Here is a 19,692-nt window from a genome sequence, read left to right as displayed (position 1 = left end):
CATTTGGCATGGGCGATGACTGAAGAAAACGAAGCACCGCCGGACAGCAAGCTGACGCGAACGAAGCAGCGCTGGGCGCGCGAGGGCAAATTCCTCACCGGCAAGATCGTGCGGCCCTCCGAGCATCGGTTGCCGCCGGGCCAGCATCTGACCAGGGACTGGCCGGTGCTCGATCTCGGCCTGGCGCCGGAAATTTCGCGCGAGCGCTGGCGGCTCGACGTCTATGGCGCCGTCGACAATCCCGTGTTCTGGACCTTTGCGGAATTCACGGCGCAGCCGCAGTCGCACTTCGTCTCCGACATCCATTGCGTCACCACCTGGTCGCGTTACGACAATCAATGGGAAGGTCTTGCGACGCGCGAGCTCTTGACGGCCTGCCAGCCGAAGGAGGACGCCCGCTTCGTGGTGTTGCATTCCTACGACGGCTACACCACCAATCTGTCGCTCGAGGATTTTGCTGCAGAGGGCGCCCTGCTCGCGCACGGCTGGTCGGGCCAACCGCTCGATGTGGAGCATGGCGGCCCGGTACGGCTGGTCGTGCCGTACCTCTATTTCTGGAAGAGCGCAAAGTGGCTGCAGGCGATCGAGTTCCTGACCGAGGACAAACGCGGCTATTGGGAAGTCCGCGGCTATCACAACCGCGGCGATCCCTGGGCAGAGCAGCGTTATTCAGACGACTAGGACCTATCCCCTCATGGTGAGGAGCCTGCGGAGCAGGCGTCTCGAACCATGAGGCCCGGATGGTGGCCTGCATCCTTCGAGACGGCGCTGACGCGCCTCCTCAGGATGAGGGTCGTATAGCGCACCAATGTGGAGGACAACGATGCCGACCGAACGATTTCAGTTTGCGGGCAGCGGCGGACATCAGCTTGCCGCTGCGCTGGACCTGCCTGACGGCGCGATCACGGCCTATGCGCTGTTTGCGCATTGCTTCACCTGCAGCAAGGACGTGCTGGCTGCAAGGCGCATCGCGGCCGCCCTGGCCGCCCGGGGCATCGCGGTACTGCGGTTCGATTTCACCGGGCTCGGTTCCAGCGAGGGCGATTTCGCCAATTCGACCTTCTCGTCGAATGTGACTGATCTCGTTCTCGCCGCCGATCATCTGCGGCAAACGCGAAAGGCACCCGCGATCCTGATCGGCCATAGCCTCGGTGGCGCCGCGATCCTCGCGGCGGCCGGACAAATCCCCGAAGCAAAGGCTGTCGTCACCATTGCCGCTCCCTCCGATCCCTCGCATGTCACCGGCCTGTTCAAGGAACGGATCGAGGACATCCGCAAGCATGGCGAAGTCGAGGTGGCGCTCGCCGGCCGGCCGTTCCGCATCAAGCGCGAATTCCTCGACGACGTCGCCGGGCAAAGCCTCACGGCGCAGATCGCAAGGCTGCACAAGGCACTGCTGGTGATGCACTCGCCGACCGACGACACCGTCGGCATCGACAACGCGACGCATATTTTCGTGGCGGCAAAGCATCCCAAGAGCTTCGTGTCGTTGGCGGGCGCCGATCATCTGCTCAGCCAGCGCCGTGACTCCGTCTACGTCGCAGATGTCATCGCCGCCTGGGCCGAGCGCTATGTCGAACCGGCCGCCGTCGAGCCCACCGCCGATTCCGGCGAGACGCCGCGCCGCGTCGTCGTGCGGGAGACCCGCGCCGGCAAGTTCCAGCAGGGTGTCAGCGTCGGGCCGCACAGGATGCTCGCCGACGAGCCGGCTTCAGCCGGCGGACAGGACACCGGCCCCGGTCCCTACGATTTCCTGCTGGCGGGCCTCGGCGCCTGCACTTCCATGACCATGCGCATGTATGCCGACCGCAAGTCGCTGCCGCTCGACCGCGTCACGGTGACGCTGAAGCACGGCAAGATTCATGCGAAGGACTGCGAAGAGTGCGAGACGCGCGAGGGCATGCTCGACCAGATCGAACGGGAAATTTCGATCGAGGGCGCGCTCGACGCCGAGCAGCGCAAGAAGCTGATGGAGATCGCCGACAAATGCCCGGTGCACCGCACGCTGCATTCGGAGATACGGATCGTCACCCGCGCGGTGTGACCGGTCAGGCCGCGAGCGATGGAACCCGCAACGCGCCGCGCAAGCCGGCGGCGGATCCGATCAGGATTCCGGCGACGGCGATGAACGAGGCGAGCGACAGGGTCGACAGGCCGGTGAGCCCCTGCCCGACCGAGCAGCCATAGGCCATCGCCCCGCCCGCTCCCATCAAGGCCGCCCCGCCGATCGAACGCAGCATGTGCCGAGGTGACTTGTAGCCCTCGAACTCAAAACGGCCCGTCGCAAGCGCCGTCGCCAGGCTTCCCGCGAACACGCCGACCACCAGGATGATGCCGAAACTGGGCGAAAGGCCCGTCGAAAACATCACGTACTGGACCGTGTCCGCTACCGGTGCCACGAATGTCAGCGAGGTCACCGGCGCCGGGTTGAAGTCATCGGCACCGAAATAACCGGTGGCGGACCAACCGGCGACGACGAGCAGGCCGACTGCAAGGCCCGCGGCGATCTGCCCGGCAGACCGCCGAAACGGCGCGTGAGCAAAGGCGAAGACAAGCAGGGCAACGCTGACCGCGATGGCCGCGAGCGCACGCGCGAAGACCTCGCCAATGCCGGAGGCGGACAGCAGCGCCGGCAGCAGAGCCGCTGGCGGCGTTGTCTGGGTAGCTTGCGTCAGGGCAATTCGCGGCGGCGCGATCAGGCCCTTGAGCGTCATCTGTGCGACGATACCGAGCACGATGAGCACGACGAGAGAGCGTAGATTGCCGCGGCCGAGCAGCACCAAGGCGCGGGAGCCGCATCCGTTCGCAAGAACCATTCCGTAGCCGAACAGCGCTCCACCGAGAAAGATCATCGGCGCGGCGAACGAGGGCTGCAGATAGATCGTCTTGCCAAGGTCGACAACGCCGTGCGCAGCAAGCAGCTGCGTTCCGGCGACCGCCACGCCCAGCGCCAGCGCATAGGTCCGGATCAGGCGGCCGTCGCCGTCACCGCCCCAGCCGCGCAGACCGCTGAGGAGGCAAAAACCGCTGAGAAGGCCGACGGCGCCATAGACCAAACCGATCAGCAATCCGCCTGCGAGAACAATGTTGCCGCTTTCAAGCACGGGCTTTCCTCTTGATGTTCCGGATCGGCCGCCAAACCCTGGCCGGTAGAAGGAAATTCTCCTGTTGGTATAATGCCTTGAATCCGGGCCTGCCATCGCCTCGCAAAACAAAGAAGAAAGCTGTCGCGTGTCGACGATGCAGGAGAAGAAATGCTTCGTCTCCGATCGTCTGACGAGGAAAATCGCCTTGCGCGCCAAAGGCTGCAAAGGCGCTAAACGGATCGATTCAGGCTTAACGCGGCAGCAGGACCACGCGATCGCGCGAGGAACCTGCAACGGTAACGAAGGCGTCCTTGGCCTGTTCCAGCGGATACACGGCGTTTGCCTTGATCGGGAACGGCTTCAGGTGCCCGCCGGCAAAGCCGGGCGCGAGCTCGCGGAGCACCGCGCCAGTCGCGACCGACGACAGGCCGAGCGTGTCGATGCCGACATAGGTGTGCTGCCCGCGGTAGAATTCGAGAATGTTGAACTGCACGATGCGGTCGACCGCGGCGATCAGGATCTGCCGCCCGCGCAGCGCCAGCGACTTGTGCGCGGCCTGGAAATAGGGATCGCCGACGGTGTTGTAGACGATGTCCGCGCCCTTGCCGGATGTCAACTCGCGCACGCGTGCAACGACATCCGTGGCGGACGCGTCGATCACCTCGACCGGGGAATTGCTGTGCCCCTCATAGGCCTCGCTCCTGCGCACGACGCCGATTGCCCGCGCGCCGTGCCATGTCGCGATCTGTACCGCGGCCTGCCCGACCTTGCCATTGACGCCCATGACCAGCACGGTCTCGCCCGGCTTCGGCAATCCGGCGCGGCGCAGGCCTTCCATCGCGGTGACGAAGGGCACGCCGATGCCGGCAACCTCTTCCCAGGAGATCGAGCGCGGCTTGTCGACAACTGCCTCGGTCTCGACCACGAGGTGCGTCGCATGGGTGCCATCGCGGCGGATGCCGAGATCGCCGGAGGAACCGAACACCTCGCGGCCGATCCAGCCGGGGGGGCCGTCGATGACGATGCCGGCGTAGTCGCGGCCCGGCGTGCGCGGGAACACCGCATAGGGCATCAGCCCGGTCGCGGCCTTCACATCCGACGGGTTGACCGCCGCGGCCTTGACCTCGATCAGCAGTTCGGTGGGCGCCCGCGTCAGCGTGCGCAGTTCGACCACCGGCGCGATGCTGCCCACGTTCTCGGCCTTCGCCAGCAGGCGCACGCAACGCGCCTCGACCGGAACGGGCGGGCCATCGGGGATTTTGGGAGCGGGTTGCATGCAGTCTCCGGGAGCGTCCACCTGACGGCTTAGATCAAGACGTCCCTCCCCGACAAGCCCCCGCTCCTTCCCCTCATCCTGAGGAGCACGCATCGCGTGCGTCTCGAAGGATGAAGGCCCAGTCGGGCCTCATGGTTCGAGACGCCGCTGCGCGGCTCCTCACCATGAGGGTCACTTCGGCCGCTTGTCGTAAACACGCTTGGCCTTTCCGAGTGAGCGCTCCAGGGTTTCCGGCGCCACGATCCTGATATGCGTGCTGATGCCGATCGTGCTCTTGATGTGGTGGGCGAGCGCGCCGGCTTGCTCGACAAGCCCGCTGCCGTCCCAACGCTCGGGCCGGGCCTCGGCCAGCACAGTCATCTCGTCCATGCGGCCCTCGCGCGTCAGTTCGATGATGAAATGGCCGCCGCACCAGTCGGTCGCCAGCAAGGCCTCCTCGATCTGGGTCGGGAAGACATTGACGCCGCGCAGGATGATCATGTCGTCGGAGCGGCCGGTGACCTTCTCCATCCGCCGCATGCCGGGCCGCGCCGTGCCGGGCAACAGGCGCGTCAGGTCGCGCGTGCGATAGCGGATCACCGGAAAAGCTTCCTTGGTCAGCGAAGTGAAGACGAGCTCTCCTTTTTCGCCTTCCGGCAGCACCTTGCCGGTCTCGGGATCGATGATCTCGGGATAGAAATGATCCTCCCAGATGTGCAGGCCATCCTTGGTTTCGATGCATTCCTGCGCCACGCCCGGGCCCATCACCTCGGACAGCCCGTAGATGTCGGTCGCATCCATGTCGAACGCCTGCTCGATCTCGGCACGCATGGCATTGGTCCACGGCTCGGCGCCGAAGATCCCGACCTTGAGCGAGCATTTGCGGGGATCGAGTCCCTGCCGCTTGAACTCGTCGAGGATTGCCAGCATGTAGCTCGGCGTCACCGTGATGATATCGGGCCTGAAATCGTTGATGAGCTGCACTTGCCGCTCGGTCATGCCGCCGGAGATCGGCACGACGGTGCACCCGAGCTGCTCGGCGCCGTAGTGCACCCCGAGTCCGCCGGTGAACAGGCCGTAGCCATAGGCGTTGTGGATGATCATGCCGGTGCGCCCGCCCGCCGCGCGGAGCGAGCGCGCCATCACGCCGGACCACACGTCGATGTCGGCCTTGGTGTAGCCGACGACGATCGGCTTTCCCGTCGTACCCGAGGATGCGTGCACGCGAACCAGCTTTTCGCGGGGCACAGCGAACATGTTGAAGGGATAATTGTCGCGCAGGTCCGTCTTCACGGTGAACGGGAATTTCGAAAGGTCGGAAAGCTGCCGGAAGTCGGACGGATGCACGCCGGCCTTGTCGAAGGCGCGCTTGTAATGGCCGACATTGTCGTAAGCGTGCTTGAGCGCCCATGCGAGGCGCCGGGTTTGCAGCGCCATGATCTCGTCGCGCGAGGCGCGTTCGGCGTCGTCGAGTTCGGGGCGATAGAGGTCACCTTTCGATTTCAGGCTTGTCGAAGCCATGGCGCGTTTCCTCAAGACTGTTGTGTTACTTCTTGCCGCTATCGGTCGCCGGCAGCCACGTTCCTCCGATGGTGCGGGAGTGGCCGCGGAATTCCGCGATCACCGCATCATTGACAGTGACACGAACGTCGTAAATGCCGGAGCGCCCGCTGCGCGAGACCTCCCGCGCCGTCGCAACCAGCCTGTCGCCGAGATTGCCCGGCCGGATGAAGGTGATGTCGCCTTGCGCTGCGACCGTCCGAACATTGTGCGAATTGCAGGCATAGGCGAAGGCGGAGTCCGCGAGCGTGAAGATGAAGCCACCATGCGCGATGCGCTGGCCATTCACCATGTCCGGCCGCACGGTCAAAGCGAGCGTCGCGCGGCCGGGACCGATCTCGACGATCTCCATGCCGAGTCCCTTGGAGGCGTCGTCCTCTTTCCACATCGCGTCTGCGCAGGCGCGCGCGAGGTCGTCGGGCGAAAGCGTGGCCTTGACGTTCACCTGTCCACTCCCAGAGCTTTGTCGGGCCCGCTTTGGTGCGGGCCTCCTCGTTCAGTCAGTCTGGGCGCGAACCACGGGAAGTGTCAACGCACCCCAAAATCTCACTCAGACATGGTCGTAGTCCACCACAACCCTGTCGGAGCACGGCCGCGCCTGGCATGTCAGGATGAATCCGGCCTTCAGCTCCCACGGCTCCAGCGAATAATTCACTTCCATCTCCGCGTTGCCCTCGACGAGCTTGGCGCGGCAGGTCGAGCACATGCCGCCCTTGCAGGCGAATGGCAGGTCGACGCCGGCACGCAGCGCCGCATCGAGAATAGCCTCGCCCTCGGCGACGGGAACCTCGCGCCGCTTGCCGTCGATGATCAGCGAAGCCACCGCTTTCGGCGGCACGCCGGGGTCGACGGCCTTCTTCGGACGCGGCTTGCCGCCGAATTCGGAGACGAAGCGCTCGACATGAATTTTATCATCGGCGATACCGATGGCGCGGCAAGTCGTCTCGATGTCCTCACTCATTCCGGTCGGGCCGCAGATGAAGACATGGTCGACACTGGCCGCCGGTACCAGCGAGCGCAACAGCACCCTCACCTTGTCGCCGTCGAGCCGGCCGTGCAGGATCGGGATATCCTGCTCCTCACCCGAGATGACGTGGAACAGCGACAGCCGCTGCAGGAAGCGGTCCTTCAGCTCCTCCAGCTCCTCGCGGAACAGCATGCCCTCGGCGGTGCGGTTGCCATAGAACAGGAAGAAGCGGCTCTGCGGCTCGCGCGCCAGCACGCCCTTGACGATGGAGAGAATCGGCGTGATGCCGGAGCCGGCAGCGAAGCCGACACAGAGCCTGGCCTGTCCCGGCGCATGCGCGATCCCGAAGCGGCCGGTCGGCGTCATCACGTCGAGTTCGTCACCGCTTTTCAATTCGTCGGCGGCCCAGCTCGAGAATGCGCCGCCATCGACCTTCTTCACGGCGATGCGCAGCTCTCCGTCGTCGGGACCGGAACAGATCGAATAGGAACGGCGCACTTCCCCGCCGTCCATGGTCGTGCGCAGCGTCAGATACTGGCCCGGCAGGAAGCTGTAGTCGCTGGCGAGCTCGCTCGGGATGGCGAAGGTCATCGAGATCGCATCCGCCGTCTCGCGGCGTAGATCGTTGACGGCAAGGCGGTGAAAGCGCGGTGTGGTCATCTCGATCTCTCCCCGTCATTGCGAGCGAAGCGAAGCAATCCATGTCGCCGCGTGACAAAAGCTGGATTGCTTCGTCGCTTCGCTCCTCGCAATGACGGAATTCTGTTCATCATGATCAGTGACACTTGAAGTAATCGAAGGGTTCACGGCAACTCTTGCAGCGCCACAAGGCCTTGCAGGACGTAGAGCCGAATTCGGAGAGCAGTTCAGTGTCGACAGAGCCGCATTGCGGGCATTCTATCCTCTGCTCACCGAACAGCGCACGGCGGCCGGAACCAGCGACCGGCGGCGCAATGCCGTATTCTCTGAGCTTGCGCCGGCCATCGTCGCTCATCCAGTCCGTGGTCCAGGCCGGCGACAGCACAGTGCGCACGGTTGGCTTCGCGATACCCTCGCGTGCCAACGCCAGCTCGATCTCCAGCGCGATCATGTTCATCGCCGGACAGCCGGAATAAGTCGGCGTGATCGCGACTTCCACGCGGCCGTCGTTGACGGCAACGTCGCGCAGCACGCCGAGATCGGCGATGGTGAGCACCGGGATTTCGGGATCGACGACTTGCGCGGCCGCATCCCAGGCGCGCCGGCGCAGATCGGCATCGCTGATGGTGGCGGTCACCATGTCGCCCCCGGGAAACTGCGCTGCAGCGACTGCAACTCGCTGAGGAGATGACCGAGATGCTCGCTGTGGCGCCCGATGCGCCCGCCCTGCTGCATCCAGTCGTTGGACGGCAGCTCTAACGTCGCCTCTGCGATGACGCCGCCCACGATTTTCAGCCACTGCGCCTTCAGGCCGGCCGGATCGACGGCGATGCCGGCATCGATCAGCCCGCGCTCTGTGTCGTCGACTTCGAACATCTCGCCGGTATAGGCCCAGAGATGCTCGATCGCCTCCTGGGCGCGCCCATGACTTTCCTCGGTGCCGTCGCCGAGGCGGACGAGCCATTCGCAGGAATGGCGGAGGTGATAGGCGCTCTCCTTCTCGGATTTTGCGGCGATCGCCGCCAGCGTCGCGTCCTTCGACTTCATCATCGCTCGCCAATAGAGGTCCGCGAAAGCCGCATAAAAGAACTGCCGCACCATGGTGCGGGCGAAGTCGCCGTTCGGTTGCTCGACCAGCAGCAGATTGCGGTACTGCCTGACGTCGCGCAGGTAAGCGAGCTTGTCTTCGTCATTATCTCTGCCCTCGACCTTCGCGGCATGGCTGTACAGCTCGCGCGCCTGGCCGAGCAGATCGAGCGCCATGTTGGCGAGCGCCATGTCCTCTTCCAGCATCGGCGCATGACCGCACCATTCCGACAGCCGGTGGCCGAGGATCAGCGCGTCGTCGGCGCGGCGCAGCGTGTAGAGCACCAGCGGCGTTTCGGAGACTGTTATTGAGGGCGCAGCCATTTCTCATCCACTTGTTCAGTCCTCATCCTGAGGAGCGCGCATCGCGCGCGTCTCGAAGGATGGGCCGCGGGCCTCATGGTTCGAGACGCGCTGCGCGCTCCTCACCATGAGGGGTGAAAGTCACATATGCCCGACTTCTTCCGGCACGTCGTAGAACGTCGGGTGCCGATATATCTTCGACTCCGCCGGCTCGAACATCATGCCCTTTTCCGACGGGTCGGATGCCGTGATGGCGTTCGACGGAACCACCCAGATCGACAGGCCTTCGCCGCGCCGGGTGTAGATGTCGCGCGCGGCCTGCAACGCCATGGTGGCATCGGCCGCATGCAGCGAGCCGCAATGCCTGTGTGCGAGCCCGTTGCGGCTGCGAATGAAGACTTCCCAGAGCGTGGTGTTCGGCGTCGCCATCGCGGCCTCCTCTATTCTGCAGCCTGCGCGAGCTGTCGCGCCTTGCGCTTCCCGGCATAGGCGGCCGCCGCCTCGCGCACCCAGGCGCCCTCTTCGTGCGCCTTGCGCCGCGCCGCCATGCGGTCGCGGTTGCACGGCCCGTTGCCGGCCAGCACCTGCTTGAATTCGGTCCAGTCGATCTCGCTGTAGCGCCAATGCCCGTCGGCATCCTGCGTCATGCCGGGATCGGGAATCGTCAGCCCCAGGAATTGCGCCTGCGGCACGGTGGCATCGACGAATTTCTGACGCAGCTCGTCATTGGAGAAGCGCTTGATCTTCCATTTGGTCGAGGTGTCGCTGTGCTGGCTCGCCTGGTCGGGCGGTCCGAACATCATCAGCACCGGCCACCACCAGCGATCCAGCGACTCCTGCGCCATCGCCTTCTGTTCCGCGCTGCCGCGGCAGAGGGTCAGCATGATCTCGTAGCCCTGGCGCTGGTGGAAGGACTCCTCCTTGCAGACGCGGATCATCGCGCGCGCATAGGGACCGTAAGAGCAGCGGCACAGCGGAATCTGGTTCATGATCGCCGCACCATCGACCAGCCAGCCGATGGTGCCGATGTCGGCCCAGGTCAGCGTCGGATAGTTGAAGATCGAGGAGTACTTGGCCTTGCCCGCGAGCATCGCGTCGACGAGTTCTTCGCGCGAAGAGCCGAGCGTCTCGGCGGCGGCATAGAGATAGAGCCCGTGGCCGCACTCGTCCTGCACTTTTGCCAGCAGCGCCACCTTGCGGCGCAGCGTCGGCGCGCGCGTGATCCAGTTGCCCTCGGGCAGCATGCCGACGACTTCGGAATGGGCGTGCTGGGAAATCTGCCGCGTCAGCGTCTTGCGATAGGCCGCGGGCATCCAGTCGTTCGGCTCGATGCGCTCCTCGGCATCGATGCGCGCCTGGAAACGCGCCGCAAGTTCGGCGTCCTCGATATGACGGTCTTCGCCGTCCGAACTGTTGAGCGCCTGGGTGTACAAGGCCGCCCTCCCCTGAGCTGTGATTGGGAAGCAATATATTACAAAAATTACCAATCGCAATATATTTCTGTAACACATTAATCAATCGGCGAAACGACGGGAAAGCTCCTTTCCGGCGGCCGGGAGCGGTCCGCTCTCATTGCTGGCATGGCGGTCAAGCCATTGTTCCGACGCGGGAAGCAGGCCGCGATAGATTTCGCCGCAGAGTTCCCGTGCCGCCCCGCCCGGCCAGTCCCTCGGCAACAGCGCGGTCGGCAGCAGGGGATCGCGCAGCACGACACGGCGATACTGGTGAATCAGCAGTATGCGCGCGGTAAAGGCGTCGATGCCGGAGAGCTTGTCTCGCGCGACCCAGGTGCGCAACGGCTCAAAGCTCCTCATGAAGCGGCGATAGGCCTCCGCCGTGCGCTCCAGCGGCCAGCTCGCGCTGAGCAGCCGCCGGCCGCTGTCATCCTCGGCCGAGACTTCGAGACGGATCGCGCCCCTGGCTTCCTGCGGAATCGGCACGCCGGATGGCGCGACCCATACGCCCGGCAACGGCGTGCCGAAGCCGGCGTTCTTCAGCGCATCCCGTGCGGCATCGCGGTCTCCGCCGTCGGCGATCAGCAGGAGCTCGAACCGCCCAGTCCAGTCGGAGGCAGGCCGGCCGTAGATGTGTTTGGTTGCGATATCGAAGGTCGGGCGCTCGCGCTGCACCAGGCGATAAAAACTGTTGCGGCCTACCTTCTCGCGCTCGAACCAACCGTCCGCGGTGAGCCGCGACATCGCGGTGCGCACCACGGAACTGTCGACGTCGATGGCGGCAAAGAATTCCAGCAGCGTTGAGAGCGCGACCGAGCCGCCGCGCGGCACGATGGCGTCGCCGAACACGGTGATGATGATCGAGCCCGTGCGCGACGGTTCACGCTTCAGCTGTTCGACAATGCGTGCAAGCGGCTGCGGCATGCTTGAGGCATACCGCGTTTTGTCGATTCACGACAATGCAGGTTCGGGAAGCATCCGGGCTTCATCCTTCGAGACGCGGCCAAGAGGCCGCTCCTCAGGATGAGGTCTTAGACCCTCATGGTGAGGAGCGCGGCGAAGCCGCGCGTCTCGAACCATGTGGCCCGGAAATTACCGATGCGGATCAGGATAGACCAGGCTGCGCCAGCCGCTGCGATCGAAGGGAGCCCACTCGCCTTCCTTCTGAGCCAGGCGCTCGGCGACGGCGTAGACCGCGGCCGGGTGATGGCCCATGCCGCAATGGCTGCTCTCCACCTCGATGCTCTCGGCCATGTGGGACGACTGCTCGCGGCAGCCCTGCCAGGCGCAGACGCCGTCGGTGCGGCTGAAGATCGCCGTGGTGGGCACCGGCGGCGCACCCGACAGCGTACCACCGAAGCGCGTGTCTTCTTCATCCGCACGGCGGCCACTCGCCATCTCGTAGACGCGCCAGGCGTTGGTCGCCTTGGGGTTCGAAGCAAACGGGCTGCCAAGCGTGATCACCTGGCGCACGCGCTCCGGCATCATCTTGGCGAGCTGGCGCGCGTAGAGGCCCCCGAGGCTCCAGCCGACCAGCGAGATCTTGCGGCCATGGGTGTCGCTCAGTTCGTGGACGAGATCGACCATGGCATGCTGCACGCCCGGACGGAGGCCGAGGTTGCGACCCTGGCGCCAGCCGCTGACGGCGTAGCCGCGCGTCCTCAGGAAGGCGCGCAGCGGGCGCGTGGAAACATCCGACGCGACAAGCCCGGGCAGTACCAGTACCGGATGGCCATCGCCGTGCGGCGCAAGGCCGAGCAGCGGCAGCGCGCCGAGGAAGGCGCCGAGTTCAGGGAGGGCTCGCCCTTCCAGAAACATCAGGGTTCGGGACGGCGGGCGAAGCGGCTGTGCAGCAACGGACATCGTATCTCCTGTTCGGGGCTCGCCCCTGTACGTCTCGGCAGCGGGCCACTGGGCTCATGAATGACGCAAACGCAGCAGAATCGTTCCGCAACGCAACATTGTTGGTTAAAAAGCTATGGAACAGTTTTTGGCTATTCAAGCCGGCGTGGAACCGGGGGTGCGAGTTAAAGTGCTTGCCGTGATGAAATAGTCACACAAGCCGGAGCAGATATTCCAGCGTATAGAGCGCCAATCCAGCAAGCCCGCCGATCAGCGAGCCGTTGAAGCGGATGTATTGCAAATCCTTGCCGACGTTGATCTCGATGAGCGAGATCAGCTGCGCCATATCCCAGGACTTGACCTGATCGGCGATGAATGTGGAGACGCCGCTCTTCTGGTCGGCAATGAAGCTGCGCAGCACCGCCACGAGACCTTGGTTGATCTCGGCGCGCATCTCCGCATCGGCCGCCAGCGCCTCGCCGGCCTCGACGAACATTCTTGTCAAATGCTGCTGCAGCACCTGTGTCTCGCCGGAGGCGCTGCGCTCGATGAAGGAACGCGCGTTGGACCAGACATTGCGCGCGAGATCGCCGAGCTCCGGACGCGCCAGGAGATCGCGCTTCAGCCCGTCGATACGGCTGGCGAAGGCGGGATCGCTGCCGAGCTTGTCCACCAGCGCCAGCAGCATGCGGTTGAACTCGCCGCGGAAGGGATGATCGGGATCGTTGCGCACTTCGTCGAAGAAGGCGGTGGCTGAAGAGACGATACGGTTCACCAGGAAGCGGTCGGCGCGATAGAGCCGCAGCAGTGTCGGCAATTCCGCGCGTATCCGGTCGCGGATCATGGCCATGGTTTCCGCCGTCGTCAGCGTCTGGTGCACCGCGCGCAGGATATCGTCGAGCAGGACCCGATGCCGGCCCTCCTGCACGAAGGAGCGCAGCGTGCCGGCGGCGAGCGGCGCCAGATCGATCGCCATCAGTTGCGAGGTGACGCGGCGGGTGATGAAGGTCATCAGCCCCGAGCTTTCCGTGGCTGTCAGCGCTTCGGGCAGGAGCCGCAGCACGAAGCGCGCGAGATCATCGCTCTTCTTGCGGTCGCGAAGCCAGTCGGCGACGAAGGATGCAAAGTCGACCTGTCGCAGCTTGGCCTCGACCGGCGCCGCCTCGAGGAAATGCACCTCGATGAATTCGCCGAGCTTGTCGGCGATGCGGTGCTGGTTGCTCTGGATGATCGCGGTATGCGGGATCGGCAGGCCCAGCGGCCGCTTGAACAGCGCAACCACCGCATACCAGTCCGCTAGCCCGCCGATGGTAGCCGCCTCCGCAAAGGCCGCGACGAAACCGAAGGCGGGATGCACCGGCAACAACCACTTCGCGCCGATGAAGACGGCAAACGTCGCCACCAGCACCAGTGTCGCCAGCAGCTTCACGCGGCGCAGTTCCGCGGCGCGCGCGGCGTCACCGGCAGAATCGACCGCGAAGGAACTGGGGAGAGTCAAAGTCATAAGGGCCTGCACACCAACCGAGACCCTCATCCTGAGAAGCCGCGTGAGCGGCGTCTCGAAGGATGCAGGCCCGTCTGTGGCCTCATGGTTCGAGACGGCGCAGGGGCGCCTCCTCACCATGAGGGTTCAAGAGTTGATCTATGCCTAGGGAACCTAAAAAGAAGGCCCGCCGAAGCGGGCCTTCCATTGGATACTCACGCAACTAACGCGAAATCAGGCGGTCTTGCTGTAGACCTTGGCGAAGTTGTCCTGCGCGGTCTTCGCACCGTCCGTCACGAGCTTGCCGACATACTCGGCAGTGGCCTTGGCGCGGGAGACGAGGACTTCACCGCGGGCACGGGCGAGATCCGACTGGATCTGGTAGGCTTCGCTCAGCGACTTGGCCGAAGCGAGCTTGTCGATGCCGGCGAAAAACGCTTCCGCGTCCTGATACATCGCCTGCTGGATGTTGCGGCTGATCTTGGCGGCCTCGGTGACCGAACCGGCAACGGCGGTCTCGATCGCGTCGGTCACCTTCTCGGAGCCGGCATAGACGTCGGCGGCGCGCACCTTGGCAGCGTCGGCCTGCTTCTTCACGAACTCACGGGCGGCTTCCGGAACTTCCATGTTCTGGAGCTTGGTGAACGCCTCGGTGACGGGCGCGAAGGCTTCCTTGACGGTGTTCAGCACGGAATTGGTCTCGGTGGTCATTGGGTGTCTCTCCATCCTCAGGTTTGAGCAACGGGGCTCACCCCGTCCGGATTGGCCCGGGGCATGGGCTTTGTGACACAGTTAATGGTGCGACGCAACAATGATGTTGCACCGCGATATCACGAATTTGTGAACGGTGGGATTTTGGGCGAATTGCCTGCCCGGCCGGCGGTCCGGTTCCCTTGAGGGAACCCCGACCGGCTAGTGCTGAACCGCCCCCGGCAGGCCGTAGGCCTCCATCTGGGCCGCCACCTGCGCCACATTGTGCCCGAGCACGACGATGTCATGCTTCTTGCCGGCGACGTCCCGGACGTGGTCCCGCAGCAGGGCCTCCGCCTTGAAGCCGAGGCTCTCGAACAGGGCGATGGCGGCCTGCTGGTCCACGGTCATCTGCACGGAGAGCTTTTCCAGCCCGGCGCACAGCGCGAGCGCAAAGGTCTCCTGCGACAGGGCCTTGCCGACCCCCTGCCCGCGCACGTCCTGCGACACCACCATCCGGATCTCGCCGACATGGGTCGACCATGAATGCGGGTCGCGCACCAGGGTGCCGCAACCGACCACCTTGCCGTCCTTCACCGCGAGCAGGCTGACGATATCGCCGCGCTCGATCTCCTTGACCCAGGCCGACAGCACCTTGGGCTGGCTGATATTGCGCGGCAGGAACAGCAGGTCATGGGTTGGCAGCGCCTTGGCGAAGTCGAGCACCGCAGCCTCGTCGGCGCGCGACATCAGGCGGAATTCGAGATCGCCGGCATCGGTATTGATGTGGCGGGGGTAGGAACGTGTCTCGGTCATATCGATCTTCCACCTAGCCAGGAATCGAGTTTGGGCCACAGCCGCCGGATCGCATTGGGCCCGGCGACGAGGCTGACGTGACCGCCCTTGAGGATCACTTCTTCCTTGTCCGTCGAGCCGATCTTCTTGATCAGGTGTTTGGCCGCGTCATAAGGCACGATGTGGTCGTGTTCGGCAACTGCGTGCAGCATCGGCACCTTGATCTTGTCGAGCTGGGCCGGACGCCCGCCCACCGTCATGGTGTCGTTGAAGAGCTTGTTGTCCCACATCAGGTCCTTGGTGATGGTGCGGAAATATTCGCCCGCCAGCGGCAGCGTATCGGTCGCCCAGCGGTCGAACATCCGATACGACTTCACGAACTCGTCGTTCCAGATGTTTTCCCACAGCTGCACCTGGCTCGCCGCGCGCGAGGCCGGCCGCAGCATTTCGAAGGACTGCAGGATCAGTTCCGGCGGCACGTTGCCCACGCTGTCGACCAGGCGATCGACGTCGAAATAGCGGCGGTCGGAGAAATTGTTGAACAGCTTCATCTCGCGGAAATCGATCGGCGTGGTGAAGCAGATCAAATTCTTCATCGGTCCGTCGTGGTAGATCGACCCGTAGAGCAGCGACAGTACGCCGCCGAAGCAATAGCCGATCACCGTGACGTCCTCGACGCCGGAATCCTCCTGCACGCGGCGGATGGATTCCGGGATGAAGTTGAGGACGTAGTCCTCCATGCCCAGCGACTTCTCTTCCGGCTTGGGCGCGGTCCAGTCCAGCATGTAGACGTCGTAGCCGCGCCTGAGCAGGAATTCGATGAAGCTCTGGCCGGGCACCATGTCGAGGATGTAGCCGCGATTGGTGGTCGCCATCACGATCAGGATCGGCACACGGTAGATTTCGTCCGCCAGCGGCCGGTAGTGGTAGAGGTTCATGGTGCCGCGGCTGATCAGCACATCCTTCGGCGTCGAGCCGAGCGCGGGACCGGAGGTCGAGAGATATTCGACGCCCTTGATGCTGCGCTGGATTGCGCGCTGCACCTCGGACTGGACCCGGTCCGAGATCGAAGCGAGATCGAGACCCGCGGGCGCGTTCATTTCGGCTCTCCCTCGGCCGAGGGCGGACGTTTGGTGCGCGGCGGCATTTGCGAGGAGGCGCCGCCGACTGGTGTGCCGGCAGCCTTGCCCATCTGGGTGAGCATGGCCCTGATCTCGTTGAGCTGACCCTCGATCGACTGCAGGCGCTCGGCCATACCGACCATCTGCGCCCGGCTCGGCAGGTTCATGCTGACGAGATACTTCTCCATCATCTCGCCGAGCTGCTTCTGCGCGCCCGCGGTGACGCCGCCGACCTGGTTCATGACCTTGGAGAATTCGGGCGACGACATGGCCTGGTTGGCGAAGGAATTGAATCCCTTCTCCATCTCGCCGATCATGTTCTGCCACATGGCAACAGGATCGTTGCTCTTGTCGGCCATTTCCTCTCCCTTTCGAATTGGTCCGCGAGTTCCGGCTTGTGTCTTGCCCGCCTCGCTGTTCTTGTTTCTTGCCATACCACACCGTTGCGGCGTGCCGGTCAACAAGGCGATGGCTACTGCGGCATCGGAGAACCTTCTGCGCCGCCGCAAACCGTGGCATAGAGTTCCGCCATCAAGATACCACCTGAAGGGATCATCCGACGTGTCGTCAGCGAACCACCAGCCGCCACAGACCGCCCGCGTCAACGGCATCGACATTTGCTACGAAATCTTTGGCGAGGCCGGGGCGGAGCCGATGGTGCTGATCATGGGGCTCGGCGCCCAGATGATTCATTGGGACGACGATTTCTGCCGCCAGCTCGCCGCGCGCGGCCTCCGGGTGATCCGCTTCGACAACCGCGACATCGGCAAGTCCAGCAAGATGAGCGGCGGCAAGCGGCTGAGCGTGGTCGAACTGCTGAAGCTGCGCTTCCTGAAAATTCCGGTCGCTGCACCCTACAAGCTGCGCGACATGGCGGAAGACACGGTTGCGCTGATGGATCATCTGCGCATCCGCTCGGCCCACATCGTCGGCGCCTCCATGGGCGGCATGATCGCACAGGAGATCGCGATCACCTTCCCGGAGCGGGCGCGCTCGCTGACCTCGATCATGTCGACGACCGGAAATCCCAAAATCCCGCCGCCGACCCGCGAGGCAGCCGCCGTGCTGATGGCGCCGCCGCCGGCGAGCAAGGAGGAGTATTTCGCCCGCTTCGCCCAGACCTGGAAAATCCTGCGCGCCGGCTCGTTTCCCGAGGAAGAGGCGCTCGACCCCGCGCGCGCCGCCCGCACCTGGGAGCGCGGTCTCAATCCGCCCGGCGTCGGCCGGCAGTTGCGCGCCATCCTCGCCTCCGGCAGCCGCAAGGAGCGGCTGCGCGCGGTGAAAGCCCCGACCCTGGTCATTCACGGCACGGTCGATCCGCTGGTGCGCCCCGAAGGCGGCAGGGACACCGCGGCCTCGATCCCCGGCGCCAAACTCGTGATGATCGACGGCATGGGCCATGCGCTGCCGATGCGAATGTGGCCGCAGATCATCGGCGCGATCGACGAGCACGCCAAGGGCGCCGCGGCGAAGGCGGCATAAAGCAGCGCACATAGATGAAGTCCTTGCGAGACATCGAAACAGACGTTGCGGCGCTCGCACGTCGCATCGATGCCTCGGACCGGGACCTGCCGACCTATGGCACTTCGGAAGACTTCGCCCGACCGCATATCGAGGTCGCGCACGGATCCTATCACTACGTGATTGTAGAGCGTGGCATTGAGAGAGACCGCCGTTCCAGCGACAACTATCACGATTTGCTTTTCTGGATATTCAGGGACGTCACCCACGGGCTCGCGTTCGGTTACGAGCTGCAGAATCGTGTCGAAGACCAGGACTGCCGACGCATCGCCTTTCCAAAGCAGTTAGAGCTGATGCGAAAGATTGATCCTGCCTTGGGCGAGCGCCTCGAACGGGATATCGCCGAGATTTTGCGTCGCGCTCCCTACGATGACGAGCCGACCAAGGCCGTCAATCGCATGCGGGGAAAGAGCGGTTAGCCGAAAGCGCTGCCGGCGAATGCGGCTCGGTCCCGGTTTCCTGCGGGTAACTCTCTTCCGGCCGGCAGACGCCCTGACTATACAGGCTGCATGGCAACGCCATGAGAAGTTGCCGGTCACCGGGGAGCGCCAGCATGAACTTCATCACGCGAACGACGATCGCCGCCGCTGTGCTTCTGGCGCTGGCCCCGGGCATGGGCAGCGCTCTCGCTGCCGATGCGCAAGCAGAAGCCAACCGCAAGGTCGTGCTCGACTTCTACGAGAAGGGTCTCAATCAGAAGGACGCCGATGCCGCGATCGCCCTGATGGGCAACCGCTATGTCCAGCACAATCCGAACGCGGCGGACGGCCCTGAGGGCTTCCGCAAGTTCATCGGCTTCCTGAAGGAAAAATTCCCGAACTCGCGCAGCGAGATCAAGCGTTCATTCGTCGACGGCGATTATGTGATCCTGCACGTCCACGCGGTTCGCGAGCCGGGTACGCGGGGCAGCGCCATCATCGACGTCTTCAAGCTTGAGAACGGCAAGATCGTCGAGCACTGGGACGTGGTTCAGCCGATCCCGGAGAATCCGGCAAACAATAACGGGATGTTCTGAAGTTGCAGGCCAAGCGAGCGACAGCGAGCGCGAGCCGGGCCCATAACCACAGAAGCGGTTATGCGAAGCCGGGCGCCGGCACGTCGCATCGCGTAACCAACCACTTCGCCCAGAAATCTACGAAGGCTTTGTCGCGATCCAGATCACGTGGCGTGCACCGGCGCCCCGCGCGGTCGCGCGGACGTTGACCTCGTTGACATCAAAGCCGGCTTGTCGCAGGCGCTTTGCAAACGCCGCATTGGGCGCGGACGACCATACCGCGAGCACACCGCGCGGACGCAGAGCCGTGTACGCGGCTTGCAGTCCCGCTGCATCGTAAAGCGCGTCGTTGGCCTTACGGGTCAAGCCCTCCGGCCCGTTGTCCACGTCCAGCAAGATCGCATCGAACGTTCGTGGATGGGAGCGGATCACACCGAGCACATCGGCTTCAACTATGCTTGCGCGCGGATCATCCAGACTGCCACGGAAAATTTCCGCCATCGGGCCCCGTGCCCAAGCAACCACCGCCGGCACCAGTTCGGCCACCACAATCCGTGCGCCGGTACCCAATACGGTGAGCGCGGCACGGAGCGTAAAGCCCATGCCCAGTCCGCCGATCAGTACATGTGGCTTCTGGACCGCCTCGATCTTCTTCGCCGCGAGTGTCGCAAGCGCGGCCTCAGAGCCGCTGAGCCGGCTGTTCATGAGTTCGTTGGTTCCGAGCATGATTGAGAACTCGGAGCCACGCTGCATCAGCCGCAATTCACCCGTGCCGCCGGGCACGCGTGCCACATCGATCTTGACCCACGGAATCATGCGCGAGTTCTAGCACGACCAGGTTCGTAGGCGGTTAGGTGAGGCATAAGTCACCGTTCACCAGCATGATGATTTGCGCA

Annotated in this window: 22 protein-coding genes; 5 read left to right on the top strand and 17 right to left on the bottom strand. The window is 64.3% G+C overall.

The window, feature by feature from the left end; translation table 11 throughout:
- The first annotated feature begins 15 nt into the window (after nt 1-15).
- Together HZB49_RS25675 and HZB49_RS25670 are read left to right on the top strand one after the other, a co-directional pair.
- On the top strand, nt 16-681 hold the full coding sequence (locus HZB49_RS25675) for a sulfite oxidase-like oxidoreductase (protein WP_291616490.1): 666 nt from the start codon (nt 16-18) through the stop codon (nt 679-681).
- Nucleotides 682-823: 142 nt separating this feature from the next.
- Complete coding sequence (locus HZB49_RS25670) at nt 824-2,044, top strand: bifunctional alpha/beta hydrolase/OsmC family protein (protein ID WP_291616488.1); 1,221 nt, start codon at nt 824-826, stop codon at nt 2,042-2,044.
- A gap of 4 nt (nt 2,045-2,048) precedes the next feature.
- Here HZB49_RS25670 and HZB49_RS25665 read toward each other — a convergent pair whose 3' ends face one another.
- From HZB49_RS25665 to HZB49_RS25590, 16 genes are all read right to left on the bottom strand, one after another.
- Entirely contained in the window at nt 2,049-3,104 is a 1,056-nt protein-coding gene (locus HZB49_RS25665; RefSeq protein WP_291616486.1) for a YeeE/YedE family protein, read from the bottom strand.
- Nucleotides 3,105-3,336: 232 nt separating this feature from the next.
- Nucleotides 3,337-4,362 carry a zinc-binding alcohol dehydrogenase family protein gene (locus HZB49_RS25660; protein ID WP_291616484.1) on the bottom strand — a complete coding sequence of 342 codons (1,026 nt, stop codon included), beginning with the start codon at nt 4,360-4,362 and terminating at the stop codon, nt 3,337-3,339.
- A 171-nt stretch (nt 4,363-4,533) separates the two neighbouring features.
- On the bottom strand, nt 4,534-5,862 hold the full coding sequence (gene paaK, locus HZB49_RS25655) for a phenylacetate--CoA ligase PaaK (RefSeq protein WP_291616482.1): 1,329 nt from the start codon (nt 5,860-5,862) through the stop codon (nt 4,534-4,536).
- A gap of 25 nt (nt 5,863-5,887) precedes the next feature.
- Nucleotides 5,888-6,346 carry a hydroxyphenylacetyl-CoA thioesterase PaaI gene (paaI, locus tag HZB49_RS25650; protein ID WP_291616480.1) on the bottom strand — a complete coding sequence of 153 codons (459 nt, stop codon included), beginning with the start codon at nt 6,344-6,346 and terminating at the stop codon, nt 5,888-5,890.
- Nucleotides 6,347-6,451: 105 nt separating this feature from the next.
- Complete coding sequence (gene paaE / locus HZB49_RS25645) at nt 6,452-7,528, bottom strand: 1,2-phenylacetyl-CoA epoxidase subunit PaaE (protein ID WP_291616478.1); 1,077 nt, start codon at nt 7,526-7,528, stop codon at nt 6,452-6,454.
- Nucleotides 7,529-7,643: 115 nt separating this feature from the next.
- The gene (paaD, locus tag HZB49_RS25640) at nt 7,644-8,147 is read right to left on the bottom strand and encodes a 1,2-phenylacetyl-CoA epoxidase subunit PaaD (protein WP_291616476.1); all 504 of its coding nucleotides are present in this window, start codon (nt 8,145-8,147) and stop codon (nt 7,644-7,646) included.
- A complete protein-coding gene (paaC, locus tag HZB49_RS25635) occupies nt 8,141-8,917 on the bottom strand; it encodes a 1,2-phenylacetyl-CoA epoxidase subunit PaaC (protein ID WP_291616474.1) in 777 nt (258 codons plus the stop codon). The genes paaD and paaC overlap by 7 nt, the downstream gene beginning before the upstream one ends.
- Nucleotides 8,918-9,037: 120 nt before the next feature.
- Nucleotides 9,038-9,325, bottom strand: coding sequence for a 1,2-phenylacetyl-CoA epoxidase subunit PaaB (paaB, locus tag HZB49_RS25630; RefSeq protein WP_291616471.1), 288 nt, complete (start codon nt 9,323-9,325; stop codon nt 9,038-9,040).
- Nucleotides 9,326-9,336: 11 nt separating this feature from the next.
- Nucleotides 9,337-10,329 carry a 1,2-phenylacetyl-CoA epoxidase subunit PaaA gene (gene paaA, locus HZB49_RS25625; RefSeq protein ID WP_291616470.1) on the bottom strand — a complete coding sequence of 331 codons (993 nt, stop codon included), beginning with the start codon at nt 10,327-10,329 and terminating at the stop codon, nt 9,337-9,339.
- Between the two features lie 81 nt (nt 10,330-10,410).
- Nucleotides 10,411-11,274 (bottom strand): phenylacetic acid degradation operon negative regulatory protein PaaX, encoded by an 864-nt coding sequence (gene paaX / locus HZB49_RS25620; protein ID WP_291616467.1) that lies wholly within the window; start codon nt 11,272-11,274, stop codon nt 10,411-10,413.
- Between the two features lie 168 nt (nt 11,275-11,442).
- On the bottom strand, nt 11,443-12,213 hold the full coding sequence (locus HZB49_RS25615) for an alpha/beta hydrolase (RefSeq protein ID WP_291616465.1): 771 nt from the start codon (nt 12,211-12,213) through the stop codon (nt 11,443-11,445).
- A gap of 190 nt (nt 12,214-12,403) precedes the next feature.
- Nucleotides 12,404-13,690, bottom strand: coding sequence for a DUF445 domain-containing protein (locus HZB49_RS25610; RefSeq protein ID WP_291616625.1), 1,287 nt, complete (start codon nt 13,688-13,690; stop codon nt 12,404-12,406).
- A gap of 219 nt (nt 13,691-13,909) precedes the next feature.
- Nucleotides 13,910-14,386 carry a phasin gene (locus HZB49_RS25605; protein WP_291616463.1) on the bottom strand — a complete coding sequence of 159 codons (477 nt, stop codon included), beginning with the start codon at nt 14,384-14,386 and terminating at the stop codon, nt 13,910-13,912.
- Nucleotides 14,387-14,587: 201 nt separating this feature from the next.
- On the bottom strand, nt 14,588-15,181 hold the full coding sequence (locus HZB49_RS25600; protein WP_291616461.1) for a GNAT family N-acetyltransferase: 594 nt from the start codon (nt 15,179-15,181) through the stop codon (nt 14,588-14,590).
- Complete coding sequence (locus HZB49_RS25595; protein WP_291616459.1) at nt 15,178-16,260, bottom strand: alpha/beta fold hydrolase; 1,083 nt, start codon at nt 16,258-16,260, stop codon at nt 15,178-15,180. The genes HZB49_RS25600 and HZB49_RS25595 overlap by 4 nt, the downstream gene beginning before the upstream one ends.
- On the bottom strand, nt 16,257-16,640 hold the full coding sequence (locus tag HZB49_RS25590) for a hypothetical protein (RefSeq protein ID WP_291616457.1): 384 nt from the start codon (nt 16,638-16,640) through the stop codon (nt 16,257-16,259). Before HZB49_RS25590 ends, HZB49_RS25595 begins: the two co-directional genes overlap by 4 nt.
- Before the next feature lie 202 nt (nt 16,641-16,842).
- On the opposite strand from HZB49_RS25590, the gene HZB49_RS25585 reads away from it, so the two are divergent.
- The 3 genes from HZB49_RS25585 (at nt 16,843) to HZB49_RS25575 (ending at nt 18,817) form a co-directional block, all read left to right on the top strand.
- Nucleotides 16,843-17,763, top strand: coding sequence for an alpha/beta hydrolase (locus HZB49_RS25585; protein WP_291616455.1), 921 nt, complete (start codon nt 16,843-16,845; stop codon nt 17,761-17,763).
- A gap of 14 nt (nt 17,764-17,777) precedes the next feature.
- Nucleotides 17,778-18,221, top strand: coding sequence for an Imm63 family immunity protein (locus HZB49_RS25580; protein WP_291616454.1), 444 nt, complete (start codon nt 17,778-17,780; stop codon nt 18,219-18,221).
- 134 nt (nt 18,222-18,355) lie between these two features.
- Nucleotides 18,356-18,817: a nuclear transport factor 2 family protein gene (locus tag HZB49_RS25575; RefSeq protein ID WP_291616452.1), complete on the top strand. Its 462-nt coding sequence runs from the start codon at nt 18,356-18,358 to the stop codon at nt 18,815-18,817.
- Between the two features lie 117 nt (nt 18,818-18,934).
- Here the strand turns inward: HZB49_RS25575 and HZB49_RS25570 are convergent, their stop codons facing one another.
- Entirely contained in the window at nt 18,935-19,612 is a 678-nt protein-coding gene (locus tag HZB49_RS25570) for a spermidine synthase (RefSeq protein ID WP_291616451.1), read from the bottom strand.
- Between the last annotated feature and the right edge of the window lie 80 nt (nt 19,613-19,692).

It is taken from the genome of Bradyrhizobium sp., from assembly GCF_016219575.1.
Taxonomy (GTDB): domain Bacteria; phylum Pseudomonadota; class Alphaproteobacteria; order Rhizobiales; family Xanthobacteraceae; genus Bradyrhizobium.
Note: the sequence above shows the minus strand (reverse complement) of the source record. Positions and strands in the feature narration are given on the sequence as shown.